The organism is Xanthobacter sp. 126 (assembly GCF_000526175.1).
GTDB lineage: Bacteria > Pseudomonadota > Alphaproteobacteria > Rhizobiales > Xanthobacteraceae > Xanthobacter > Xanthobacter aminoxidans.
Genome location: NZ_JAFO01000001.1, coordinates 4,519,249 through 4,542,950 on the forward strand (window position 1 = coordinate 4,519,249; position 23,702 = coordinate 4,542,950).

A 23,702-nucleotide genomic window follows, 5' to 3' on the forward strand; every position below is an offset into this window, starting at 1 on the left:
AAGACGGCGCATTTGCCCTCAGGCTGGCAAGATCCGTGCCCTCAGACAGCGACGAATGCGGGCGCATCCGAGCCCATTCACAACAACGTGCTGTGTCGTCCGCAAGGGTGGAGCCCGATGCACGCGTCTTTCGCCAGCCGCACCGATGCCAGCGGCCGGACCACCGCGTGACATCGGCTGCGGCATTCGGTCTTTCGATACCGACGCACAAAATTTGATCGCGATCAAGGAATGGGCGCCGGCCCCTGCTTAGCGTTTCGGGATTGCGGGGGCTTTCCGGGGCCGGCCGGGTTGCAAGAGACAATCCGGCGGTTCCTCCGGCAGCGGCATCGGGGCGTGTCCGGCGTTTCAGGGCAGGCCTCCGGGAAGGTGCCTGCAGCGCTTTTCTTGATCCCTTCCAGAGGAGACCTTGTGATGAATGCCCTTGCCCAGCCCATCGCGGCGGCCGTCGAAGCTTCCGCCACCGATGACGTGCTGATCCACGTCCGCTTCGCGCCCAACGCCGATATCTTCACCATTGACCGCCTGCCCGAAGGCCAGAGCGGCAAGGCTTGGTTCGAGCATCTCTATCTCAACGCGTCGTCCTACTACCGGGCCTTTGCCAACGGCCGCGGCTTCTTCCGCATTCCGGCTTCCGTCTTCGCGACTCTCTGAGCGCGCTCCCTCAGGACCAGAATCCTCCGGGTTCGACCTTCGGGTCGAAACGAGAGGCCGGCGCCAGCTCTCCGGCGCCGGCCTTTTTGTTTGCCTTGTGCGCCGTTCTGCGCGTCTCGTGGAGGTGTGAACGCGAGCGGGGCCGGAAAGAGTTGATATCGGACAACGACGCCGCTTCGCTCATGGAGAAACTGCGGCCGGACCGCATTTCCAAACGGAGACGACCCATGCCCCAGGTAGCGCAGCAGAATACCACGCTGGGCGACGAGAGCTTCATGAGCGCGGACGACCTGCGCACGTACATGATGGAAATCGAGAAGTCGAAGCTGTCCAAGGAGTTCTCCGCCATGGACCGGGCCGACAAGGCCCGCGAGGAGCTCATAAAGACGCTGTCCCAGCCGCTCGATCTCACGCCCGAGACGCTGCATGAGATCGCCCAGAACCTCCTCACAAAGATCCGCCTTGCCGCCCAGCGCGGCGAGACCGAGATCATGGTGATGCGCTTTCCCAACGTGCTGTGCAGCGACAAGGGCCGCGCCATCAACAATGCGGAGGAGGGCTGGCCCGACACGCTCACCGGCCGCCCGCGCCAGGCCTACGAGCTGTGGCGCGACTACCTCCGGCAGGGCCACTACAAGCTCAAGGCCATGATCGTCGACTGGCCGAACGGCATGCCCGGTGACGTGGGCTTCTTCCTCAGCTGGGCCTGACCCGCCCCGTCTCAAGGGAGCGGTTTTTAGGGAGGACGCCGCCATGGCGCACAAGCACAAGAAGAAGCACAAGACCCAGGCGATCCTGCCCGCGTCCGGCACGGACGGCGGCAGCCCCGCCGCCCCGCTCTCGCGCAAGGAATACGAGGCCGAGCTGAAGCACCTGCATGCGGAGCTGGTGAAGCTTCAACTCTGGGTGAAGCACACGGGCGCGAAGATCTGCATCGTCTTTGAAGGCCGCGACGGGGCGGGCAAGGGCGGCGTCATCAAGGCCATCCTGGAGCGGGTGAGCCCGCGCATCTTCCGCGTGGTGGCCCTGCCCCCACCCACGGACCGCGAGAAATCGCAGATGTTCATCCAGCGCTACGTGACGCACCTGCCGGCTGGCGGCGAGATCATCGTCTTCGACCGCTCCTGGTACAACCGCGCCGGTGTCGACCGGGTGATGGGCTTCTGCACGGAGGAGCAGGCGAAGAAGTTCCTGGAGAGCGTGCCCTATGTGGAGCAGACCATCGTCGAATCGGGCGTGATCCTGCTCAAATACTGGCTCGAAGTGTCCGAGGAGGAGCAGACTCGGCGGATGGAGAGCCGCATCGACGATCCCCGCAAGATCTGGAAGCTCTCGCCGATGGACCTCGAATCCTACGCGCGCTGGTACGATTACTCCCGCGCCCGAGACGCCATGTTCGAGGCGTCCGATACCATGTGGGCGCCGTGGTTCGTGGCCTTCTCCGACGACAAGAAGCGTGCGCGCCTCAACATCATCTCACACCTTCTCTCCCGCATCCCCTACGAGGAGGTGCCGCGGGAGAAGATCAAGCTGCCCAAGCGCCAGAAGGACCCCGATTACGTGGAGGCGGACTATGCCCGCCATCGCGTGCCGGAAAGGTTCTGAGGGCGCAGCCGCTCAATCGGGAGGATAATCAGGGCGGCGCTTTCCGCGACCGCCCTGCCTTCCGTGTCACATCATCCGGCGCTGGGCGTCGGGAGACAGGCGCATGGCATCGGCGAAAGTCTCGAACGCCACCCAGGCCCGGCGCTGAAGCTCGGGCAGGCGGGCGGCCTCCATCTGATCCACCAGCATCTCGGCGTGCTCCCCCACGGGGTGGGAGCGCATCAAACCGATGGCATCGTCCAGCGAGCGCAGGACGATGCAGGAGCCATCGATGCAGATCTTGAGCGGGTGGCGGGCGGCATCGAACATGGGCGGTCCTCCGTGTCGGCTGTGGGGCAGCTGGGGCTTCGCGTCAGGTTCTGCCGGCCAACGGCGCTGGGCGCCTCCCGCATATTGGGGAGAGCGGCAAACGCGCGACGCATGACCGGAACGGGGGCGGACTCGTATGAGCCCACCACGACCGTCGAAACGCGGTTCGGTCCCAAAGGTTCCATCCCTCGCGAGAAAAAAATTCTCTGCCGACATCCTTCATTTTCGGGATGCCGGCGGCGCCCCTTCGCGCGAAACAGGACGGGCGCCGATATTGCCACGGCAAACTGACGCGCCAGCCGGACGGCATTCCCCCGCATGCCGTCCGGCTGCCCCAATTGTCCCCTGAACTCTCCCTGACAGACCGGAACCGCCACGCTCCAGCCGCGTTAGGCAAGCGTGGCCACTCACCCGGCGCGTCCGCTGCGAATGCGATGCGCCGGCCGGGTCGCCTGTCCCTCCACGACGGTTCAAGGGAGCACCGTGCCTTTCTGCCCCGCCCCGATCTCGTCCGCCCCGGCCGCCCTGCGTGGCCCAAAGCCCTCCGGAACCGGGAGCCTCGGCCATGCCTGAGCCCGTCACCGCTGGCGACAACCCTCTGTGGTACAAGGACGCCATCGTCTACCAGCTGCATGTGAAGTCGTTCTTCGATGCCAATGACGACGGCATCGGCGACTTCCGCGGGCTGATCTCCAAGCTCGATTATATCGCCGACCTCGGCGCCACCGCCGTCTGGCTCCTGCCCTTCTACCCCTCGCCCCGGCGCGACGACGGCTACGACATTGCGCTCTATGAGGGCGTGTCGCCGGATTACGGCACCATGGACGAAGCGCGGCGCTTCATTGCCGAGGCGCATGCGCGCGGGCTGCGTGTCATCACCGAGCTGGTCATCAATCACACAAGCGACCAGCACCCCTGGTTCCAGGCCGCGCGGCGCGCGCCCAAGGGCAGCCCGGAGCGCAACCTTTATGTCTGGGCGGACGACGACAAGGGCTATCCCGGCGTGCCCATCGTGTTCTGCGACGTGGAGAAATCCAACTGGAGCTGGGACGAGGTGGCCGGCCAGTTCTACTGGCACCGCTTCTATGCCCACCAGCCGGACCTCAACTTCGACAATCCCGAGGTGCTCGAGCGCGTCCTCTCCGTCATGAGCTTCTGGCTGGACATGGGGGTGGACGGCCTGCGGCTCGACGCCGTGCCCTATCTCGTGGAGCGCGAGGGTACCGACTGCGCCAACCTGCCCGAGACCCACGCCATCCTGAAGAAGATCCGCGCCCATCTCGATGCCCACTACAAGGGCCGGATGCTGCTCGCCGAGGCCAATCTCTGGCCGGAGGACACCCAGCAATATTTCGGCCCCAACGCGGATGAATGCCACATGGCATTCCACTTCCCGCTGATGCCGCGCATGTACATGGCCATCGCCAAGGAGGACCGGTTCCCGGTCACCGACATCCTGCGCCAGACGCCAGCCATCCCGGCAACATGCCAGTGGGCCATCTTCCTGCGCAACCACGACGAGCTGACGCTGGAGACCGTCACCGACGCCGAGCGGGACTATCTCTGGAGCATCTACGCCTCTGACCGGCGCGCCCGCATCAACCTCGGCATCCGCCGCCGCCTCGCGCCTTTGCTGGAGCGGGACCGGCGGCGCATCGAGCTGATGAACTCCCTGCTGCTCACTCTGCCCGGAACGCCCGTCATCTATTACGGTGACGAGATCGGCATGGGCGACAACATCCATCTCGGCGACCGCGACGGCGTGCGTACGCCCATGCAGTGGTCGCCGGACCGCAACGGCGGCTTTTCCAGGGCCGATCCTGAGAAACTGGTGCTGCCGGTGATCCAGGATCCGCTCTATGGATTCCCGGCGGTGAATGTGGAAGCGCAGTCGCGCGATGCCCATTCCATGCTGAACTGGACACGGCGCTTCCTCGCCGTGCGCAAGGAGCAGCCGGCATTCGGGCGCGGCACCTTCCGCCTCGTGTTCCCGCGCAACCGGCGCATCCTTGCCTATCTTCGCGAATTTGAGGGCGAGGCGGTGCTGTGCGTCGCCAACCTCGCCCACACCTTGCAGGGGGTGGAGCTGGACCTCGCCGAGTTCGAGCGGCGCGTGCCGGTGGACCTCGTGAGCGGCACCAGCCTGCCTGCGCTGGACCGCGCGCCCCTCGTGCTCACGCTGCCGCCCTACGGCTTCTACGCCTTCCGTCTCTCCACCACGGCGGCGGAACCCGCCTGGCGCGATCCCGCGCCGGAGATGCTACCGGAATTCGCTACCCTCGTGGTCCGCGACGGGCTGATGGGTGCCCTCTCCGACGCTCATCGCGCGGTCATCGAGACCGAGGCGCTGCCGCAATATCTGGCGCGGCGGCGCTGGTTTCCCGGCACGGCCAAGGACATCGGCGCGGTGCGCATCGGCTGGGTCATGCGCCTGCCGGGCACCGAGCGGGACGTGGCCATGGCGGAGATCGAGGCCGATCTGGCCGGGCGCACCGAGCGCTTCCTCATGTCCTTCTGCGTGGCGTGGGAGGACCAGCACCCCCCCGCCATCGCCGAGCAGCTGGCCCTGACCCGCGTGCGGCAGGGCCGGCGCGTGGGCTTTCTCACTGATGCCATGGTGCTGGACGGGCTGCCCGCCGGCGTGCTGCGCGCGCTGCGGCAGGCCGAGCCCGTGCCCCTGCCCGACGGCGGCGCGCTGGTGTTCTCGCCCACCGACCGGCTCGATGGCCTCGACGTGGAGCGAGGAGCCCTGTGCGAGCTCGCCGACGCCGACGAGCCGGCGGCAAGCCTCGTCGTCACCGACAAGGTGGCGGTGAAGCTGTTCCGCCACATGGAGTTCGGCTGTACCGGCGAGATGGAGATGGCGCGCCACCTCACCTCCCTCGACTTCCCCCACGTGCCGCCGCTGATCGGCGCCATCACCCGTACCCGGCCGGAAGGCGGATCGGCCCAGGTGGCGCTCGCCTATGGCTTCGTGCGCAACCAGGGCAATGCCGCCGGCTGGACCCTGGCGCAGGTGCAGCGTGCGCTCGATGCCGCAGCCCTGCCCGATGGCGGCCACCAGCATTTCGAGGAGGAGGTGGCGGGCGTGCTCCGGCTGCTGCGCGCCAGCGCCCGGCGGCTGGCCGAACTGCATGCCGTCCTTTCGGCCCCCGCCGCCGATCCGGCCTTCGCGCCGGGCGTCGCCTCTGCCGATGAGATCGACGGCTGGCTTCGCGAGACCATGGACGCCGTGCGTGCCGCGCCGGACGCCCTTTTCGGTGTCGATCGGGATTGGCTGGGGGCACAAATGCGGGAGCGCATCGCCGGCCCGCTCTCCGGCACGGACGTGCCGGTGATCCGCACCCACGGACGCTTCGACCTCGACCATCTGCTGGTGTCCGGGAGCGATGCGGTCATCACCGGCGCTCAGGGCGAGCGGGCGAACGGCTGGCGCGATGTCGCCGAACTGCTCGCCTCCCTTGTGTACACCCTCGCGCGCGTCACTGCCGGCGAGGCTGGCATCGCCCGCGACGCGTCGGAACTGCGGGCGGAGTTGCTCTCCGCCTTCCGCTCCCGCGCCGAGCGCGCGGTGCTCGCTGCCTATGCGGAGGGGGCGCCGGACAGCGGCCGTGGCCGGCCCCTGCTCGATCTCTTCCTCATGGAAGCGCTCGCGCGCCGCCTGCAGACGGGAACGGACCTGCGCCCGGGCGAGCGCCGGGAGATCGCCGCCGGCCTTGAGCGTGTCGCCGCCCGGCTCGCGCGGCAGGAGGCTGCCCTTGATGCGTGAGGCGGCATGGCGGAAGGGAACGGGCGGCTCTGCCGTTCGTTGATGGTGCAGAGGAGATCGATGCCATGACCCCCGCTGCCTCCACCGCGTCCCCCCGCACCGCCACGCTCGACCAGCGACTCGACGAGGCGCTGGAAGAGTCCTTCCCGGCCAGCGATCCCCCGTCCGTCACCCGCGCCCCGAAGGCGGACGGCGAGCCGCGGGACGCCGCCGCGCGCGAAAACGAGCGTGTCTCCGACGAACTGGACGAGGCGCTTGAGGATTCCTTCCCCGCCAGCGACCCGCCCTCCCTCACCCGCGCGTCGAAGCCCGAAGGCGGCGACGCGGCGGCGGATACGGAAGACGGTGCGCACGAGAAAAGGAAGGCCTCCGACCGCCTGGATGAAGCGTTGAAGGAGAGCTTTCCCGCCAGCGACACCCCAGCGCAGATCCAGCCTGGCAAGGCTTGAGCACGCGCGCAAGGGCGCGCCGTCCCCGGCCCCTCAGCCCCGCGGGCTCTGAGGGCGGGGCCGGCCGGCGCCATCTTCCGGCGCGGGGATGAACTCGTCGTGGTCCATGGGGATGAGGTCAAACCGGCCTTCCCGCCATGCGGCCTTGGCCGCGTCCAGCCGATCGAGACTCGACGACACGAAATTCCACCAGATGTAGCGCGGCCCCTCCAGCGGCTCACCGCCCACCAGCATCAGCCGCGCCGGGGTCCGTGCCCGGACGGAGGTGGCAACGCCGCGCCGGATCACCAGCATCTGGCCGGGTGGAAAGGCGGTGCCGTCCACCTCCACCTCGCCCTCCAGCGTGAACAGAGCGCGGTCCTCGTGGGTGGGATCCACTGGCACATGCGCGCCCGCAGCCAACTGGATTTCCACATAGGTCGCGGGCGAGGCGAGCGCGACGGGCGACGTCGCCCCGAAGGCGCTCCCGAGAATCACCCGCGCCTTGATCCCGCCGTCCGCCACCACCGGCAGCGCCGCGCTGTCCGCATGGAGGAAGTCCGGGCTGGTCTCTTCCAGCGCCCTGGGCAGCGCGATCCAGCTCTGGATGCCGAACAGCGGCCCCCCGCGCGCCTTCACGGAGGCGTCGTGCCGCTCGGAATGGACGATGCCGCGCCCGGCGGTCATCAAATTCACCGCGCCCGGCTCGATCACCCGCTCGGAGCCGAGGCTGTCGCGGTGGATCATGCTGCCTTCGAACAGGTAGGTCACGGTGGCGAGGCCGATGTGCGGGTGCGGGCGCACGTCCTGCGCCTGCGCCGCAGAGAATCGCACCGGCCCCATCCGGTCGAAGAAGATGAAGGGGCCGATCATCTGGCCTTGCACGGAGGGCAGCACGCGGGCCACCTCCATGCCGCCGATGTCGTGGGCGCGGGGGACAATCACGGTCTCAACGGCCGCGCAACTCGCGGCATCGCCGGGGACGGGATCGGGTGTCGGGGAGAAGCTCATGGCGGGAGCTTGCCGGCCTCCGGCGCCGCCGTCAAAGGGCGATCCGCGCCCCCGGCGTCAAAGACGCGCGAGCGGAACCGTTAACCTTTCAAGCAACCGGCACGCGCAGTGGACGTTCTCGGCCGCGGTTTTTTACTTCCCCGCAAGGGGGCCGCCCTAGCGTCGGCTCTGCCACGGCAACCCCGTCGCGGCATCCAAGTTGCGGCCCGCCGTTGCGGCGGTCACGCGCCGCCATTGACCGGATTTGAGCCATGAAGCTTCTGTTCTCGCGCTTCATCAAGGAAGAGGACGGCTCCACCGCCCTCGAATACGGCCTCATCGCCGCCGGCCTCTCCATCGCCATCGTCACGGTGCTGGTGCAGATCGCCTCCACCTTCGCCCGGCTTCAGGCCTCCTCGGCCGCCGCCGGGAACTGACCGCACGATGGGGATGGGCCACATCGGGATCGCCGAGCTTCTGCTGCTCGGCCTCTATCCGGCATTGCTGTGCGCGTCGATCGGCGCGGACCTCGCCCGCCGGATCATCCCCAATGCCGTGGTCGTCTGCCTGATCGCCGCCTTCGCCGCCGTCACCCAGTTCACGCCCGTCCCGGACCTCATCTTCCGCCTCGCTGCCGCCGGCGCCGTCACGGCGCTGGGCTTCTCCCTGTTCGCGGAGGACATCATCGGCGCGGGAGATGCCAAACTGGCCGGCGCCATCGTGCTGTGGGTGGATCCGCTGCACCTGCCCCTGTTCGTGCTCGCCACCGGAACCATCGGTGCCCTGCTCGGCATCGCCGCCGCCGCGCGCCATCGCCTCGCGGGCCCGGCCGGCGCCGAACTTCCCGACCGGCACCGCACCAGCCTGCCCTATGGCGTGGCGCTGGCGGGCGCCGGCCTCCTCATCCATCCCCTGTCCAGCCTGCTGCATCCCTGACCGACTCCGCCTGGGGCGGCGGCTCTGCGGGGCATCTTGCAGGCGATCGCGGCGCGGACCACCATGCGCCGGCTGCGCGGTGCCGGATGGCGGAACCATTGCCTGTCCCCCCGGCGCGGCGCGAGGAGTTCCGTTGATGATTGATTGCTTTGCCCCGTCGTCCGCCGTCAGCCTGCCCGTCTGGTGCGTCACCAAGGACACCTTCGCCTCCGCTCCCATTCCCGAGGCCGCGCGCCGCTTCGCCGAGGCGGCCGGCTTCTCCGGCGCCGCCGGCAAGCTGCTGCTGCTGCCGAACACCGACGGCGGACTGGCCGGTGCCCTGTTCGGCATCGCCCCCGCGCCCAAGGCCGACGCCTTCGCCACCGGCGCCCTGTCCGGCCTGCTGCCCGAGGGCACCTGGCGGCTGGAAGGCGAGGTGCCGAGCCCCCGCCTCGCCGCCCTCGCCTTCGCGCTGGGCTGCTACCGCTTCTCCACCTACCGCGCTGCCAAGGCCCCCAAGGTGCAGCTCGTGGTGCCGGAGGGGGTGGACGCCGCCCAGCTCCGCCGCACGGTGGAGGCGATCACGCTCACCCGCGATCTCGTGAACACCCCGGCCAATGACCTCGGCCCGGCCGAGCTGGAGGATGCGGCCCGCAGCCTTGCCGCCCGCTATGGCGCGCGCTTCCGCTCCATCGTCGGTGACGCACTGCTGGCGCAGAACTTCCCCCTGATCCATGCGGTGGGCCTTGCCGCCGCCCGCGCCCCGCGCCTGATCGAGATCCGCGCCGGCGATCCCAGCCACCCGAAGGTGACGCTGGTGGGCAAGGGCGTGTGCTTCGACACGGGCGGCCTGGATCTCAAGCCCTCCTCGGCCATGCTGCTGATGAAGAAGGACATGGGCGGCGCCGCCAATGCGCTGGGGCTCGCCCACATGCTGCTGTCGCGCGGCGCAAAGGTGAATTTGCGCGTGCTCATTCCGGCGGTGGAGAATTCCGTCTCCGGCGTCGCCTTCCGTCCCGGCGACGTGCTGCGCAGCCGCAAGGGCATTTCAGTGGAGATCGGCAACACCGACGCCGAGGGCCGGCTGGTGCTGGCCGATGCCCTCGCCCTCGCGGACGAGGAAGCGCCCGACCTCATGATCGACTTCGCCACCCTCACCGGCGCCGCCCGCGTCGCTCTCGGTCCGCAGCTTCCGGCCGCCTTCACCGACGACGAGGACTTCGCCGCTGACCTCTCCCGCCACGCCATGGTGGAGGCGGACCCGCTATGGCGCCTGCCCCTGTGGGCGCCCTACGCGGGCATGCTCGATTCGAAGGTGGCCGACATCAACAACGTCTCGTCCGGCGGCTTCGCCGGCGCCATCACCGCAGCCCTGTTCCTCGCCAAATTTGTGGAGAAGGCGCGCTCCCATCTCCACCTCGACCTGTTCGCCTGGAACCCCAGCAGCCGGCCGGGCCGGCCCGAGGGCGGCGAGGCCCAGACCATCCGGGCGCTCGACGCCCTCATCGCCGAACGGTTCGGCTGACGAGTGGGGCTGAGCTATGGCCTTCTCCTTGCCCCCGGGCCTCGATCCGCGGCTGACCCCCGCCCGTGCCGACCTCGCTGCCACAAGCCTCAAGGGGCTGGTGGACGTGCCCCGCTTCGTGGAAGGCGAGATGCGGTGCGTGGCCGTGCCCGTCGCCCCCCTGCGCCGCCGCCCCGCCAGCGACGCCCCGCTCGAGACCGAAGCGCTGTTCGGCGAGCGGGTGCGCCTGTTCGAGGAGGATGCGGAAGGCTGGGCCTGGGTGCAGCTGGAGGCGGACAATTACGTGGGCTACATGCCCGCCGAAGCCCTCGCCCCGGACGGGACCGCGCCCGCGCACAAGGTATCGGCGCTGCGGACCTTCCTGTTTCCGGGCCCGGACATCAAGCTACCGCCCCGCGACGCGCTGGTGTTCGGCAGCCGCGTGGTGGTGCGCTCCACCTCCGGCGGCTTCGCCCTGACGACGGACGGCTGCCTGCCGGCCGTCCATGTGGTGCCCGCGGACGAGCGCGAGAGTGATTTCGTCGCCGTCGCCGCCCGCTTCCTCGGCGTGCCCTATCTGTGGGGCGGCCGCTCCAGCCTCGGCATCGACTGCTCGGGCCTGGTGCAGACCGCGCTCGTCGCCACCGGCGTCCGCGCGCCGCGCGACAGCGACATGCAGGAAAAGGCCATCGGTACAGCGATCCCGCTCGATGCCCCCATCAAGCGGGGCGATCTGCTGTTCTGGCCGGGGCATGTGGGCATCGCGGAGGACGCGGAGACGCTCCTCCATGCCAACGCCTTCCACATGGCGGTGGCGCGCGAGCCCCTCGCCGGCGCGCTGGAGCGCATCAAGGCCGCGGGGCTCGACCTCAGGACGATCCGCCGGCCGGGCTGAGGGCTTCCCGCATCAGCCATCCACGCATCAGCTATGCGCGATCACCCGGTCACGGCCGGCGCGCTTGGCTTCGTAGAGCGCGGCATCCGCGGCGGCGATGAGGGCGTCCGGGCCGCCCTCCGCCGTCGGCACAACGGACGCGACGCCGAAGCTCGCCGTCACCCGACGGCGCGGCGCGGCGGGATGCTCGATGGCGATTTCGGTGAGGAGGCGCCGCACGTCCTCCGCGAAGGCGACGCCGGCGTCGACGTCGGCGCCCGACATGAGCACCACGAATTCCTCGCCGCCGTAGCGCGCCACAAGGTGCGACGTGCCGGCCGCCGCCGCCGACAGCATCCGCGACACCGCCCGCAGCGCCTCGTCGCCCTGGAGGTGGCCGCGCGTGTCGTTGAAGGCCTTGAAGTGGTCCACATCCAGCATCACCAGCGTGAGCGGCATGCCCTCGCCGCGCGCCCGCACCCAATCCTGCGAGAATTGCACGTCGAAGGTCCGCCGGTTGGCGAGGCCGGTGAGCCCGTCGGTCCGCGCCAGCGAGGCGAGGCGGCCGTTCATGGTCCGCAGTTCGTTGTTGCGCTGGGAGAGGCGCCGCGCCATCTCGTTAAAGGCGTTGACCAAAGGAGAAAATTCCGCGACGCCCATGTCGTTCACATGGTCCGCCTCGCCGCGCCCCACCGCCGCCACGGCCCGGGTGAGACGGGCGATGGGCGCGATCACGATCCGCTCCTCGGCAATCCAGGCGAGCAGCAGGAAGCAGGCGAGCGCGATGAAATAGGCCAGCGCCGTCGAGCGCACCTTGCTGTCGATGGGTCCCACCGCTTTCGACGTCTCGATGCCCACGGCGATGCTGATGGGCAGGTGGCCGAAGCCCTCGAACGCGAAGATGCGCTCCGTGCCGTCGAAACCCGGAACCCTGACGATGCCGGACTCCTTCGCCCGTACGGCCCGCGTGAGGGGATGATCGGGGAAGCTGTGTTCCACGATGTCCGGCATCGTGGGGTAACGCACCAGCACGGTACCGTTCCGCCCGATGAGATCCACCACCACGCCCAGTTCTACCGCGCTGCCGGCCGCGATCCGCGACAGCCATTGCAGGTCGAGCACGACGCCGGTCACGGCCCGCACCGCATTGCCCGGGCCGCGCTCCGCCCGCATCAGGAACACCGAATTTCGCCCGCTGACCCGCGAGACGAACATCTCGGTCATCACAACCCCGTCGGCGACGAGCGCATCGCGGAAGTAGTCCCGCTCGGAGATGTTCACGCCAAGAGCGAGCGGCGCATGGGCACAGCGGACGAGGCCCGCCGCATCCGCGACGAACGCGCCCTGGATGCCGGCCACCTCGTCGGCGAGGCGGGACAATTGCCGGCTGCAGGCGACGGGGTCCGCCAGCATGCGGTCGGCCATGCGGGACAGCACGTCGAGCACCGTCAACGCCCGAGACATGCCTTCCATCTGGGCGAGCTTGGCGCTGCGGGCGAAATTCCGCACATCCTCCTCGAGCGCGGAGACCTGCTCCTGACGCTCAGCCACGAGCGCAAGCATCCTCTCCACCGACAGGGGCACGGCCACCAGGCAGACCAGGAACAGGACACGCAGGCGCAAGCTCGAGCGCCGCCCGGGAGCTGCCGCCCCGCCTCCCCCGTTACGCTCGACCATACCGGCCAGCCCCCCTGCCGCTCGGTAGCTTCACCCGAGCCGCTCGCTTCTTCTACCTGCTTCTTGATTGGAAAGGGAGATCGGTTCATGTCCTCGGCGCGGGCAAGGACCCGGCGCAACGGCGGGAGCAGGATCATGAACGACGGCGGAACGGCGCCCGAAAGCACGGCACGGCTCGAAGCGGTGCGCCGCGATATCGCCGAAAGCTGTGCGGAATGCGGCCGTTCGGCCGATCAGGTGACGCTGGTTGCAGTTTCCAAGACCTTCCCGGCCGAGGACATCCTGCCCGTGCTTGAGGCCGGCCAGCGCGTGTTCGGCGAGAACCGGGTGCAGGAGGCGCGTGACAAATGGCCCGGCCTCAGGGAGCGCTACGGCGATGTGGAGCTCCACCTCATCGGCCCGCTCCAGTCCAACAAGGCGCGGGAGGCCGTGGCCCTGTTCGACGTGATCCACACCGTCGACCGGCCGAAAATCGCCGCCGCCCTCGCCGAGGAAATGGCCCGGCAGGAGCGCCGGCCGCGGTTGTTCGTGCAGATCAACACCGGCGCCGAGCCGCAGAAGGCGGGCGTGCTGCCCGAGGAGGCCGACGCTTTCATCGCCCAGTGCCGCGATATCCACAGGCTGGAGATCGCCGGCCTCATGTGCATTCCGCCGGCCGAGGACGTGCCCGACCCGCACTTCGCCCTGCTCGCCGAAATCGCGGCGCGCAACGGTCTTTCGGGCCTTTCCATGGGCATGAGTGCCGACTTTTCCGCCGCCATCCGCCAGGGCGCCACCCACGTCCGGATCGGCAGCGCCATCTTCGGCCATCGGCCGAGCCCGAAGGAGGCTTGAAGTCCCCCGCATTCGCCGCTATAGAGCCCTCCTCCTCGCGAGATGCTCCCATCGTCTAGCGGTCTAGGACGTCGCCCTCTCACGGCGAAAACAGGGGTTCGAGTCCCCTTGGGAGCGCCACGCCTTCTTCAAGGCCTTGATCCAGCGAAGAAATCAGCATAGCCAACAGCTTGCGTCGGCCCGGTGCTACATGCACGTGCTACATGGGCCGCATAGTGATGGCGTTCATGACGTACCTGATCCGGCGTGGAGCGACTTGGCATTTCCGCTTCCGCCTGCCTGACGATCTGAGGGGCAAGATCGCGCCCACTCGCATCCCCGATCACCTCGGCAAACTGGTGAACCGGAAGGCGGGCAGCTTCAAACACGAGATCACCGTGTCGCTGCGAACCTCTGACAATTCGATCGCTCGCGCCCGTGTCGGAGTGCTCATTTCCGACAGCGAGTTCCTTGTGCGTGACGCTCGTCGGTTTCTCACCGAAGGGGCACCACGAACGCTCTCTCCCGAAGTGGTCGAATACCTCGCCACGCGGCGGGTTCATGAGCTTCTCGCGCACGATGATGCGCTGCGCGTGAAGGGACTGGGCCTCGATCTTCGGCCGATGCGGCATGCTGCTCTTGCCGGGCTGACAATCGGCGGCTCGCCACCAGAAACCATTGCAATGACCGGCGTCGCGGCGAAGCCCCAAGGCATGACGGTGGACGACTGGGAACTGCTCTCCTTCGCCACGGATCGGGGCAACGATCAGTTGATGGTCGGAGTGGCCTTCGGCCGGGCGCCCGACTGGGTGCAACAAGCCTTAGCCGAGGCTTTGGCAGATCGCGGTGTTCTCATCGACCCGGACTCCGCGGAATGGCGCGAGCTGGAGCGGGCGTTTCTTGGAGCCACGCAGCAAGCCTTCCAGGCGATGCAGTCCCGGAACAGCGGGATATTCACTCCCACCCCTTCTAAGCCGCTCGATCCGGCGGAAAAACTGGGGCCACATCTGTCGGAGGCCTTCGCGGCCTGGAAGACAGGCGCCCTCGTCCCCGGCGCGAAAGCTCCCGCTGCCAACAGCGCTGCTGAGGCTGAATATGCGGTCCGGCGGTTTCGCGAGCTTTTCGGCGATGTCCGGGTCGGAGCCATTACGCGGGAGCAGGCGCGTGGTTTCCGGGATTCGCTCTGGCGTTTACCGACCCGGCTACCCGAGACGATCGAGCGGCTTCGCTTGCCGGACATTCTTGCGAGGAGCGACATCGGCCGCTTCCCTCGGCGGGCGACGGGAACGCTCGGCAAGCACATCACGCTCATCTCCTCGATCGTCGAGAAGGCGGCTCGCGCACATGACCTCGCATTCAAGGGTACCGGCTGGGCGAACCCGTTCAATGGCCTGCGGCCCGAAGTACAAAGCGAGCGTGAGCGGCAGAGCTTCCAGCCTCAGGAACTGGAGGCATTATTCGGCTCTCCGATCTACGCAACCGGTGCTCGCCCACGCGGTGGGGCCGGAGAAGCATCCTTCTGGCTGCCGCTTCTGGGACTGTTGACAGGCGCCCGCCTTGGTGAGTTGTGCCAGCTCCGGCTTTGCGACGTGAAGCTCAACGGGCAAGCCGGCCTTTATCTCGACATCGGTACTTCAGGCGGGAGAACCGTCAAGACGGCAACCTCACGCCGCCGCATCCCGTTACACCCGGCGCTCATGGAAATCGGATTTCCACCTCCGAACAGACCACAGAGAACCAGCGTCGCGAGCTTCAGGCCCTGGCGGAGAAGGCGGGATGGGAGGTGGTGGCCGTGTTCGAGGATGCCGGCATCTCCGGCGCCAAGGGCCGCGACCAGCGCCCTGGCTATGACGCCATGCTGAAGGCCGTGACCCGTCGCGAGGTGGACATGGTGGCCGCGTGGTCGGTGGACCGGCTGGGTCGTTCGATGGCGGACCTCGTGGCATTCCTCGGCGAGCTTCACGCCCGCGGCGCCGACCTCTACCTGCACCAGCAAGCCCTCGACACCACCACGCCCTCCGGCCGGGCTATGTTCCAGATGATGGGCGTATTCGCCGAGTACGAACGGGCCATGATCCGGGAGCGGGTCAACGCGGGGCTGGCGCGGGCGAAGGCGGAGGGCAAGAAGCTGGGGCGGCCCACGGTGGGCGCCGAGACCGAGGCCCGGATCAAGGAGCTTCGGGCGCAGGGCATGGGGATGCTGAAGGTGGCGAAGACGCTGGGGGTGGGCGTGTCGTCGGTGCAGAGGGTGGTGGGGAGCGGGAGCATGGGAGAACGCAGAGGCACCGCCGATTTTCCGCAGTTCGGGAGAGCGTCTTGCGTTAATTCGTGAACTCGCACGGTGCGTGGGTTCAAGCGTAACACCGACATTCGAAGACCACAGACGAGATGGCGGACAGCCTCTTCGCCCCTTCCCACTTGATGGACAGCCGGACCAGGACTTCCCACGGTGACGAGCTGTGAACGTCTGGCAGGTAGACGCCAGACGCTCACCATAAGACCACGCCACTTACGACGGTGACGTGGACGACTTTTGCCGCGACGGCAACTTAAGCTTCCACCGGATCATATCTCCCAAGATGGGGTAAATGTCGTTGTGTTTAGCACCGAAACGCATGACGCCACCCTGGAAGCCACCCAGGTCGCGGTTCCCGCCATCGTCGTCCGGCAAGTAAGCGGCGAGGCCGCCCAGTCCATGAGCCTCGCGTTCCTGACCACTCAGGCTGTAATACCTCCACATCGGATTTCCATGGCTAAAGTCGACATCATTCAGCGAAGAAAGCAGACGCTCGGTGAGATCGTCACCATCATCTGGTCGACGATTACTGAAACTGAAATCGAACACCAATTTTGCAAGCGCCTTCAGAACGACAGGCTGTGCTGCAACGGTTTTTTCTCGAGCCCTCTCTTCGCCAAAGCCATCGATCTCGCGAATTGCACTCCAGAACCAATATGCAGTATCAATTCTCCCTTCGATCGCCTGAGACGTTGCCCCGTTAATGTTAGTACGGTTGAGAAGCAGTATTGCGTTGACGCTGACCAGATCCTTTCTCACCACTCGCCCATCGTCATCCGACCAGCTCTTTACGTCGGCTTCAACAACGCCGAGGCCAAGCTCGTCGATGAGACGCTCTTTGATAAAAAGGTTCACCGGATTTGAGTTGTCGAACTGAAGCGCCAAGTTCGTATCGACCTTCTTGCCTAGCCGGTTGAGATCGTGGAACAGTTGACGCTCTTCGTCAGGCTTCAAGCCTAGATGAACCTCGACCGCCACGGTGCAAAAAGTCCGAGCACGCTCAAAGCATTCCTCCCAGATCTTGGCGTCCTCCGGACCCACTGCCTCACCATCGCCAAACGGAACCAAGTTTCCCTTTTTTGGATACGTTCGCGTTGAACGAAGCTGTTCGAGAAAGGCGAACACCATATGCATAGCCATGCGTCGGTGCTGCCCATCCACCACCCAAAGCACATGGCGCTGCGACAGAAAGACTTTGAAGCCGGTAGTCTCTTCCGTCTGTTTGTCGATTAAACGGACGCCACGAATATCCTCACCACGGACATTGCAGTCTCGGATATTCACCACGACCGGCTGCAATGAAAGATAGGGCTGAGGGCCGATCTTCTTAAGCATAGCCCGCATCGCATCAGAGACAGGTTGGCTCCGGGCTTCGCGATAGTCGATAGCGGCCGAAAGAAGCCCCTTGAGGATATAAGTTGCCAGCTTTTGGGCATGGGCTGGATCGAGCTTACGTTGAGCGAGCGTCTCTCCGTCGCGGGTAGGTTCGTTCGCGACTTCCGACATTCCGTAAAACTCATGCATCGGCAGCTGCATCAAAAAGGTGCGGTTACCGAGGTTGTGGCCAATGAAAACTTTGACCGGCTTCTCAGACGTGTCTCCGCCGGCGAAAACGTCATCGAGGGAAGCGAGCGGAGTAGGCAAGCCATTGGTCGATGGGATCATTATTCCGGTCCTTTCGGTGAGCGGCCCGAATTGCCGCGGCAATGAGTTATTACGCTCCAGGCATATCCATGTAAATATCCCTGGAGAATTTTTTTGCGCCAAATTTTCCATCTAAATTTAATCCAGGAACATTTTTAGCCACCCCCCCGGCGGGAGTGCTGGGCAATCGCCGACGATCCTCCTCCGGCGGCATACATGGCCACCGATTGAACGGGCACTTCCGCTGAAGAGGGATTATTTCACCGGCCCGCCTATCCCCATCTGTTTCTTGCTCGGCGTTGCCGCGAGCCCCGTGCTCGTGCTACATACGCTTCCACAATCCGGCGCAGCTATGGTCGCATTTCTGCTGCTGGATCAAGGCCTTCAGCGTCACTCGCGCGGTGGCGCCAGCGTCTCCCCTTGGGAGCGCCATTCTTTTCAATGATTTAGCCCCGCCCGTCGCGGGGCTTTTGTGTTTCTGGGAAGAATTTGGGGAGTATGCGTCTGCGGACGCGGGCGGATTTTGGCGGGATTGGGCGAGTCGGTGGGGGCGGGGCGAATGTCGCGCGCTCTGGGCCTCACTGGAGCGCACCCGATCCGCGATGCGGTGGCTCCGCGTACAACTGCGCCGAAAGTAGCCGGTTTCTCCATCCGATCAGCAAGCAGGAAGACTGCGCGGTGCTTAGCACTTCCTTCTGGCTGGGGTTGACCCTTAGCTGACCTTGGGAATGTCCGCTCCCGGGGCGTGGCCCGAGCCTAGGTTCAGGACCTATTAATCTGCCTTGAGATGTGATTCACAGTCTCCCTTGAGGAGACTGGCATGGGTGATTTGTTCCTGCTGAGCGAGCGGCAGATGGCTCGGATCTCGCCCTTCTTTCCGTTGGCCCATGGCGTGCCGCGCGTCGATGACCGCCGGGTGGTGAGCGGCATCGTCTATGTGATCCGCAACGGCCTGCAATGGAAGGATGCGCCGAAGGACTACGGCCCGCACAAGACGCTGTACAACCGCTTCATCCGCTGGAGCCGGCTCGGGGTCCGCGCAATCGTATCCACGCCCTTCATCCGTGAGCATTTCCATCCTCTGGTCGGGATGCAGGGACTGGTCCCTGAACTCCGGTGCAATCGACGGGTCGAACACCAGTTCGATGGGCTCCGGTTCTTCCTGAAAGAACCCGAATGAGCGCTCCGCACAGGCGCGCAGGCTGAAGCCCTCCGGGCGGCTCGCCCGCTCCTCCAGTTCAGCAACGGAGTCGATGCGGTCCAGTCGGAGCTGGTGGGGCTGGTCGTTTGCGGGAAAGCCCACCACCAGATAGTGGGACCGCCCGAAGATCAGCCCATAGGGGATGGCCCTATAGCTCCGCGGTGTTTCGTCCCCGACTTTCCGATACCGGATTTCGAGCAGACGGGCGGCGAGGATGGCATGTCGGATGGCCGTTAGGACCTCAGGCTTGCAGAGCTGTGCCGGCCCCGGTGTATGCGCCCAGACCTCGGTTTCCAGATGCAGTTCGATGTCCGCCTCAAGGCGACGGCGGTCCGCCGCGCGCAGGCCTGCGCTGATCTTCCGGGAGAGGCTGTCCAACAGGCTCGCCAGGGCAGGCCTTGCCCATGTGGTGGGCGGCGCCACCGATCGTGCCTACCGCAGCGGGGATGCGCTGGAGAAGCGTGAGGTGGGGCGCCCCTCAGCTTGCGATACATGTCCCCTGCTAGGCCCTTCGGTTGAGGTGCGCCTCAGATGAGGCAACCCGAATCAGAAATGGCGGCGCTCCGGAAGCGATAAGAAGAAATAATTCTGCTGAATTATTCTAATATTGATAATTTACTCAAATATTAAACGGAATGAAATTTGTTTTACATTTAGGCGACCCGCCTGCGAGCCGCCCAGGAGAGGCATTTATAGTCCCGTTTGATCTGGAATTATCAGAGCAGCCACTGCCAAGTTTTTCTCGATCTCCCTGCTGCCATCCGCCAGCCTTCACAGTACCTTGATGACCTGCATAAGCGCAAAGAGCATCTGGCGAGGGCGAATGGCGAAAGATGACGTCAAGGGAGATGCTCTCGACGCCCCTATTCTGCTGGCGGAATGGGAGATGCCCCTGCACCGCGAGGCCAGCCTGATCGAACGGCTCTCGGAGGTGGATCAGGCCATCGTACGGATGCATGGGCGGGAGATGCTCCTGTCAGCCGGCGAGCCCCTATTTCGTCAGGGCGAGCACCACGACGGCATCGTGGTGATCGAAGACGGGCAGATCCGCAGCTTCTATGTGGCGCCCTCGGGACGCGAGATCACGCTGGCCTATTGGTCCAAGGGCCATTTCGTCGGCGGGCCGGACGTGTTCGGCGGCGGCACGCACATGTGGGCCGCGACCGCCATGCGGCCGAGCCGGCTGGTGTTCCTGCCCGGCGCGGGCCTCCGACAGCTGGCGCGGCAAGTGCCGGATCTCGCCATCGGCATCATCGACGCCCTTGTCTTCAAGGCCCGCTGCTACTCCGCCTTCGCGCAGATGTTGGGGACGCGGTCCGTCGCGCAGCGGCTCGTGCAACTGCTCCAGCACCTCGCCCAGACCTATGGCGTGAAGGACGAGCGCGGCATCCTCATCGCCGCTGCCTTCACCCATGCCGATCTGGCAGCGCTCATCGGCGCCACACGGCAGTGGGTCACGGTGCAGCTCGGCCGGATGCAGCAGGAGGGCATCCTCACCAACCGGCGCGGCCTGATGGTCATCCTGAAGCCCGAAGCGCTCACCTCGCAGCTGGAACACGCCGAGGGTCGGTGACCGCCTGTTTCAGAAGGATGGCTTCTGGAGCCCACGAAAACTCAAGCAATAAATTACCTTTACATAAATAATGTCGATTTGATAAATTAATGGCCGCCTGATTGAGCGCGCTCCGGAATTCGGGCGCGAAAATGAGCGGGCACCGCTCAAAGGCAATTCCTTTGCAATGGCGAAACCGCCAGTCTCTTCAATGCGATAACGTTCATCCCGGCAATTGGCATCCCGCTTGCTCAGCTCTGTTGTGCTTTCGAGGATGCCATGACCGTCGCACTGTCTCCCCAGCCCGCCGCAGCCGCCCCGCGCGATGCGGTTATGTCCTTCATCACCGAAAAGGCGTGGCTCGATCTCGCCTGCGAATTGATCCCGGCTGGTCAGCCGGAGGCGGAAAATCCGCTGGATCCCGATCTGCCCGGCGGCAAGGAAGAGGGCATCGCCCTCCTGCTCGCCGACAAGCTCACGGCGCTCGGCTTCGAAGTGGACCTGAAGGCTCGCACGCCCCACCGGCTCAACGTCATCGCCGATCTTCCCGGCGCCCAGGAGGTGCCATCCCTCATCCTCAACGATCACCTCGACACCTACCCCGCCGGCGATTGGGCGGCGTGGACCATGACCGGCGGCCATCCCTTCCGGCCCACGCGCCACGGCGACCTGCTCTATGCCCGCGGAACCTCCGATACCCGCGGCAACCTCGCCTGCACGCTGCTGGCGGTTGAAGCCATCCGGGCGGCAGGCGTGCGCCTCAAGGGCACGCTGAAATGCGTCTACACGGCGGACGAGGAGAAGAACGGGCCGGACGGCTCCATCTTCCTGCTCGACGAATGCGGGCTTGCCGCCGACTACACCATCGTCTGCGAGCCCACGGCCTGGACCGCGCCCGATGGCAGCTGGGGCATGGGCATCGCCATCGCTAATTGCGGCAACTTCCTCGTGGAGGTGGAGACAACAGGCATCAAGACCCATCTGTGGCGGCCCGATACCGGCGTCAATGCCATCACCAAGATGATGGAATTGCTGCCGCAGCTCGAAAAGATGAGCTTCGCCCACACCGCTGCCCCGCACGCGGGCGGCACGCCGCCCATGGTCACGGTGCTGCGCATCGCCGGGGGCGTGCCGCGCGAGATGCAATTCACGCCGGACAGCTGCAAGGCGGTGCTGGGCGTGGTGGGCATCCTCCCGGGCATGACGCGGGACAGCGTGATGGCCGATATCAACCGCGTGATTGCCGGCGCGCTTGCCGCCGACCCGACCCTGAAGGCCGAAGCACGGCCTTTCCCCGGCGCCCTGTTCGTGGACGGCACCGGCGAGCAGGAGGCGGATGCCGAGCCCGTCCGCGCCCTGCGCAAGGCTTACGGCGAGGTCCTCTCGGGCGAGCCGAAGCTCTACCGCAAGAACGCCTTCAACGACACCATCCGCTTCTCCGAGCGCGGCTTCAAGGCGGTCACCTTCGGCCCCGGCGAAGATGGCTGGGCGCCGGTTAACGAGAGCATCCACATCGGCAAGGCGGTCGCGGCGACCCGCATCCTCGCGCTCACCGTCATGGACCTTCTCGGAGTGGAGGAATGAGCGTCGTGGAAACGGCACGCGAGCCCGCGCAGAGGGCCGCCCGGCCCAGGCTGCTGCCGGCTCGGCTGCGGGCGGCCCTGCCCCGCACACGGCTCCTCACGGCGCTGACCGCCGCCACGCTCTTCGCGCTGTGGTGGCTCGCGGCCCACTATGCGTGGGTGAACCCACTCTTCCTGCCCTCGCCGAAGGCGGTGTGGGACGCTTTCGTTCGCACCGCGACCGTGGGCTACCAGGGCAGCCTCCTGCACGAGCATCTCATCGCCAGCCTCTACCGGGTGCTGGCGGGATACACTCTCGCATGCCTCGTGGGCATCCCGCTTGGCATCGTCATGGGCCTCAGCCGCGACGTGAAGGCGGTGTTCGATCCGGTGATCGAATTCTACCGGCCCCTGCCGCCGCTCGCGCTCTACACGCTCATCGTCATGTGGCTTGGCATCGGCGATGCCTCCAAGGTCGCCATCCTGTTCCTGGCTGCGCTGCCGCCCCTGACCATCAGCTCCATGCACGCGGCGGCGAGCGTCGATCCGCGCTACGTGAAGGCGGCGAAAAGCCTCGGCGCCAACTCGCGCCAGCTGTTCCGGCATGTCTTCCTGCCCGCCTGCCTGCCCGGCATCTGCACCGGCATGCGCATTTCCCTTGGCTTCACCTACACGGTGCTGGTGGCCGCCGAGATCGTCGCCGCCACCGCCGGCCTCGGCTGGATGATCTGGGACGCGAGCAAGTTCCTGCTCGGCGACATCGTGATCATGGGCCTGTTCGTCCTCGCCTTCACCGGCATGGCGCTCGATTTTCTCATCCGCCTCACCGAGCGCGCCCTCACCCCCTGGCGCTTCCGCTGATCCCCTTCGCCGACTGGAGACTGAGATGACATCGCTTCGACGCACGGCTTCCCTTCTGCTTGCCGCCGCCGCCCTCTCCCTCGGCCTTTCGGCTGGCGCGCAGGCGCAGCAGAAGCCGGAGGGGATCACCATCGGCTATCTCAACCTCGTCAATGCCCAGCTCGTCACCAAGGCGCTGGGCCTGCATGAGAAATCCGGCGTTCCGATCAAGTGGGTCAAATTCGGCTCGGGCGGCGACATGAACCGCGCCGTGGCGGCGAACCAGGTGGATTTCGGCGGCGTCGGCAATCCGCCCTTCACCCTCGGCGCCACCCGCGCTTTGCCCTACAAGGGCATCTTCGTGCTCAACATGCTCGGCCCGGTGGAATCTCTGGCCGTGCGGTCCGACAAGAACATCAAGTCCCTGAAGGACCTCGCCGGCAAGACGGCGGCCGTCCCCTTCGGCTCCACCACCCATTATCTGTTCATCGCGGCGCTGAAGGAGGCGGGGGTGAACCCCACCGACGTGAAGCTCATCGATCTGTCGCCCTCCGATGCCGTCGCCGCCTGGCTGCGCAAGGACATCGACGCGGCGTGGATCTGGGAGCCCAACCTCGACAAGATCGTGAAGAACGGCGGCGAGATCTTCCTCACCAGCGGGGAAATGGCGAAGCGCGGCTATCCCACATGGGACGTGGGCGTGGTGATGAACGACTTCGCCGCCAAATATCCCGATCAGGTGGTCGCCTACGTGAAGGCGGAATGCGAGGGCATCGACTACTGGCTGAAGCACCCGAAGGAGACGGTGGACATCATCGCCAAGGAATTGTCCCTGCCGCCCGAGGATGCCGAGCGCATGATGAAGGGCACCACCATGGTGCCCTGCCCCGAGCAGATCACGAAGGACTATCTCGGCACGCCCGGCCAGATCGGCCAGTTCGCCGACACCATGCTCGCCACCGCCACCTTCCTGAAGGACCAGGGGCGGCTCCCCTCCGTGATGGACCGGGCCGGCTACGCGGCCTTCATCGATCCGTCCTACCTCGCGAAGGCGCTCGGCAAATGAGCG

The 23,702-nt window shown here is 66.4% G+C and carries 19 protein-coding genes, 1 tRNA gene and 2 pseudogenes; 18 read left to right on the top strand and 4 right to left on the bottom strand.

Going from position 1 to position 23,702, the window contains the following annotated elements; translation table 11 throughout:
• The first annotated feature begins 414 nt into the window (after nt 1–414).
• The 3 genes from XAN126_RS0121400 to ppk2 all read left to right on the top strand — a co-directional run bounded on the left by XAN126_RS0121400 (nt 415) and on the right by ppk2 (nt 2,259).
• Nucleotides 415–654, top strand: a complete 240-nt coding sequence (locus XAN126_RS0121400) for a hypothetical protein (protein WP_024280603.1) — start codon at nt 415–417, stop codon at nt 652–654.
• A 227-nt stretch (nt 655–881) separates the two neighbouring features.
• On the top strand, nt 882–1,364 hold the full coding sequence (locus XAN126_RS0121405) for a hypothetical protein (RefSeq protein WP_024280604.1): 483 nt from the start codon (nt 882–884) through the stop codon (nt 1,362–1,364).
• Nucleotides 1,365–1,407: 43 nt separating this feature from the next.
• Nucleotides 1,408–2,259: a polyphosphate kinase 2 gene (ppk2, locus tag XAN126_RS0121410; RefSeq protein WP_024280605.1), complete on the top strand. Its 852-nt coding sequence runs from the start codon at nt 1,408–1,410 to the stop codon at nt 2,257–2,259.
• A gap of 66 nt (nt 2,260–2,325) precedes the next feature.
• Here the strand turns inward: ppk2 and XAN126_RS0121415 are convergent, their stop codons facing one another.
• Nucleotides 2,326–2,568, bottom strand: coding sequence for a hypothetical protein (locus tag XAN126_RS0121415; protein WP_024280606.1), 243 nt, complete (start codon nt 2,566–2,568; stop codon nt 2,326–2,328).
• A 565-nt stretch (nt 2,569–3,133) separates the two neighbouring features.
• Between XAN126_RS0121415 and treS the strand changes: the two genes are divergently transcribed.
• Together treS and XAN126_RS28800 are read left to right on the top strand one after the other, a co-directional pair.
• A complete protein-coding gene (treS, locus tag XAN126_RS0121420) occupies nt 3,134–6,337 on the top strand; it encodes a maltose alpha-D-glucosyltransferase (RefSeq protein ID WP_024280607.1) in 3,204 nt (1,067 codons plus the stop codon).
• Nucleotides 6,338–6,402: 65 nt separating this feature from the next.
• Nucleotides 6,403–6,786, top strand: coding sequence for a hypothetical protein (locus XAN126_RS28800; RefSeq protein ID WP_024280608.1), 384 nt, complete (start codon nt 6,403–6,405; stop codon nt 6,784–6,786).
• 33 nt (nt 6,787–6,819) lie between these two features.
• On the opposite strand, the gene XAN126_RS0121435 is transcribed toward XAN126_RS28800, so the two are convergent.
• The gene (locus XAN126_RS0121435; RefSeq protein WP_024280609.1) at nt 6,820–7,776 is read right to left on the bottom strand and encodes a pirin family protein; all 957 of its coding nucleotides are present in this window, start codon (nt 7,774–7,776) and stop codon (nt 6,820–6,822) included.
• A 251-nt stretch (nt 7,777–8,027) separates the two neighbouring features.
• Here XAN126_RS0121435 and XAN126_RS28005 point away from each other — a divergent pair, with 251 nt between their 5' ends.
• The 4 genes from XAN126_RS28005 (at nt 8,028) to XAN126_RS0121455 (ending at nt 11,069) form a co-directional block, all read left to right on the top strand.
• On the top strand, nt 8,028–8,192 hold the full coding sequence (locus XAN126_RS28005; protein WP_081762738.1) for a Flp family type IVb pilin: 165 nt from the start codon (nt 8,028–8,030) through the stop codon (nt 8,190–8,192).
• A 13-nt stretch (nt 8,193–8,205) separates the two neighbouring features.
• On the top strand, nt 8,206–8,691 hold the full coding sequence (locus tag XAN126_RS0121445; RefSeq protein WP_024280610.1) for a prepilin peptidase: 486 nt from the start codon (nt 8,206–8,208) through the stop codon (nt 8,689–8,691).
• A gap of 136 nt (nt 8,692–8,827) precedes the next feature.
• Nucleotides 8,828–10,195, top strand: coding sequence for a leucyl aminopeptidase family protein (locus XAN126_RS0121450; RefSeq protein ID WP_024280611.1), 1,368 nt, complete (start codon nt 8,828–8,830; stop codon nt 10,193–10,195).
• 16 nt (nt 10,196–10,211) lie between these two features.
• Entirely contained in the window at nt 10,212–11,069 is an 858-nt protein-coding gene (locus XAN126_RS0121455; RefSeq protein ID WP_024280612.1) for a C40 family peptidase, read from the top strand.
• A gap of 27 nt (nt 11,070–11,096) precedes the next feature.
• Here the strand turns inward: XAN126_RS0121455 and XAN126_RS0121460 are convergent, their stop codons facing one another.
• Nucleotides 11,097–12,671 (bottom strand): diguanylate cyclase, encoded by a 1,575-nt coding sequence (locus XAN126_RS0121460; protein WP_024280613.1) that lies wholly within the window; start codon nt 12,669–12,671, stop codon nt 11,097–11,099.
• A gap of 189 nt (nt 12,672–12,860) precedes the next feature.
• Here XAN126_RS0121460 and XAN126_RS0121465 point away from each other — a divergent pair, with 189 nt between their 5' ends.
• The 4 genes and pseudogenes from XAN126_RS0121465 to XAN126_RS0121475 all read left to right on the top strand — a co-directional run bounded on the left by XAN126_RS0121465 (nt 12,861) and on the right by XAN126_RS0121475 (nt 15,870).
• Entirely contained in the window at nt 12,861–13,559 is a 699-nt protein-coding gene (locus tag XAN126_RS0121465; protein ID WP_024280614.1) for a YggS family pyridoxal phosphate-dependent enzyme, read from the top strand.
• A gap of 44 nt (nt 13,560–13,603) precedes the next feature.
• Nucleotides 13,604–13,679, top strand: a tRNA-Glu gene (locus tag XAN126_RS0121470).
• Between the two features lie 107 nt (nt 13,680–13,786).
• A pseudogene (locus tag XAN126_RS29395) lies at nt 13,787–14,014 on the top strand (DUF6538 domain-containing protein); the annotation flags it as partial.
• 1,232 nt (nt 14,015–15,246) lie between these two features.
• Nucleotides 15,247–15,870, top strand: coding sequence for a recombinase family protein (locus XAN126_RS0121475; RefSeq protein WP_051460952.1), 624 nt, complete (start codon nt 15,247–15,249; stop codon nt 15,868–15,870).
• Between the two features lie 177 nt (nt 15,871–16,047).
• Here XAN126_RS0121475 and XAN126_RS0121480 read toward each other — a convergent pair whose 3' ends face one another.
• Nucleotides 16,048–17,499 carry a DNA sulfur modification protein DndB gene (locus tag XAN126_RS0121480; protein WP_024280616.1) on the bottom strand — a complete coding sequence of 484 codons (1,452 nt, stop codon included), beginning with the start codon at nt 17,497–17,499 and terminating at the stop codon, nt 16,048–16,050.
• 799 nt (nt 17,500–18,298) lie between these two features.
• Between XAN126_RS0121480 and XAN126_RS28500 the strand changes: the two are divergent.
• The 5 genes and pseudogenes from XAN126_RS28500 to XAN126_RS0121505 form a co-directional block, all read left to right on the top strand.
• Nucleotides 18,299–18,514: pseudogene (locus XAN126_RS28500) on the top strand (transposase); the annotation flags it as partial.
• 988 nt (nt 18,515–19,502) lie between these two features.
• The gene (locus XAN126_RS0121490) at nt 19,503–20,252 is read left to right on the top strand and encodes a Crp/Fnr family transcriptional regulator (RefSeq protein WP_024280618.1); all 750 of its coding nucleotides are present in this window, start codon (nt 19,503–19,505) and stop codon (nt 20,250–20,252) included.
• A 258-nt stretch (nt 20,253–20,510) separates the two neighbouring features.
• Entirely contained in the window at nt 20,511–21,815 is a 1,305-nt protein-coding gene (locus tag XAN126_RS0121495) for a M20/M25/M40 family metallo-hydrolase (protein WP_024280619.1), read from the top strand.
• Nucleotides 21,812–22,654: an ABC transporter permease gene (locus tag XAN126_RS0121500; protein ID WP_024280620.1), complete on the top strand. Its 843-nt coding sequence runs from the start codon at nt 21,812–21,814 to the stop codon at nt 22,652–22,654. Before XAN126_RS0121495 ends, XAN126_RS0121500 begins: the two co-directional genes overlap by 4 nt.
• 25 nt (nt 22,655–22,679) lie before the next feature.
• Nucleotides 22,680–23,699 (top strand): aliphatic sulfonate ABC transporter substrate-binding protein, encoded by a 1,020-nt coding sequence (locus tag XAN126_RS0121505; RefSeq protein ID WP_024280621.1) that lies wholly within the window; start codon nt 22,680–22,682, stop codon nt 23,697–23,699.
• Nucleotides 23,700–23,702 lie beyond the last annotated feature (3 nt).

Coding starts and splice junctions, on each gene's coding strand:
- XAN126_RS0121445 (WP_024280610.1), top strand. CDS start 8,206: ATGGGCCACATCGGGATCGCCGAGCTTCTGCTGCTCGGCCTCTATCCG.
- XAN126_RS0121490 (WP_024280618.1), top strand. CDS start 19,503: ATGGCGAAAGATGACGTCAAGGGAGATGCTCTCGACGCCCCTATTCTG.
- XAN126_RS0121450 (WP_024280611.1), top strand. CDS start 8,828: ATGATTGATTGCTTTGCCCCGTCGTCCGCCGTCAGCCTGCCCGTCTGG.
- XAN126_RS28005 (WP_081762738.1), top strand. CDS start 8,028: ATGAAGCTTCTGTTCTCGCGCTTCATCAAGGAAGAGGACGGCTCCACC.
- XAN126_RS0121400 (WP_024280603.1), top strand. CDS start 415: ATGAATGCCCTTGCCCAGCCCATCGCGGCGGCCGTCGAAGCTTCCGCC.
- XAN126_RS0121480 (WP_024280616.1), bottom strand. CDS start 17,499: ATGATCCCATCGACCAATGGCTTGCCTACTCCGCTCGCTTCCCTCGAT.
- XAN126_RS0121435 (WP_024280609.1), bottom strand. CDS start 7,776: ATGAGCTTCTCCCCGACACCCGATCCCGTCCCCGGCGATGCCGCGAGT.
- XAN126_RS0121495 (WP_024280619.1), top strand. CDS start 20,511: ATGACCGTCGCACTGTCTCCCCAGCCCGCCGCAGCCGCCCCGCGCGAT.
- XAN126_RS0121505 (WP_024280621.1), top strand. CDS start 22,680: ATGACATCGCTTCGACGCACGGCTTCCCTTCTGCTTGCCGCCGCCGCC.
- treS (WP_024280607.1), top strand. CDS start 3,134: ATGCCTGAGCCCGTCACCGCTGGCGACAACCCTCTGTGGTACAAGGAC.
- XAN126_RS0121465 (WP_024280614.1), top strand. CDS start 12,861: ATGAACGACGGCGGAACGGCGCCCGAAAGCACGGCACGGCTCGAAGCG.
- XAN126_RS28800 (WP_024280608.1), top strand. CDS start 6,403: ATGACCCCCGCTGCCTCCACCGCGTCCCCCCGCACCGCCACGCTCGAC.
- XAN126_RS0121500 (WP_024280620.1), top strand. CDS start 21,812: ATGAGCGTCGTGGAAACGGCACGCGAGCCCGCGCAGAGGGCCGCCCGG.
- XAN126_RS0121455 (WP_024280612.1), top strand. CDS start 10,212: ATGGCCTTCTCCTTGCCCCCGGGCCTCGATCCGCGGCTGACCCCCGCC.
- XAN126_RS0121405 (WP_024280604.1), top strand. CDS start 882: ATGCCCCAGGTAGCGCAGCAGAATACCACGCTGGGCGACGAGAGCTTC.
- ppk2 (WP_024280605.1), top strand. CDS start 1,408: ATGGCGCACAAGCACAAGAAGAAGCACAAGACCCAGGCGATCCTGCCC.
- XAN126_RS0121415 (WP_024280606.1), bottom strand. CDS start 2,568: ATGTTCGATGCCGCCCGCCACCCGCTCAAGATCTGCATCGATGGCTCC.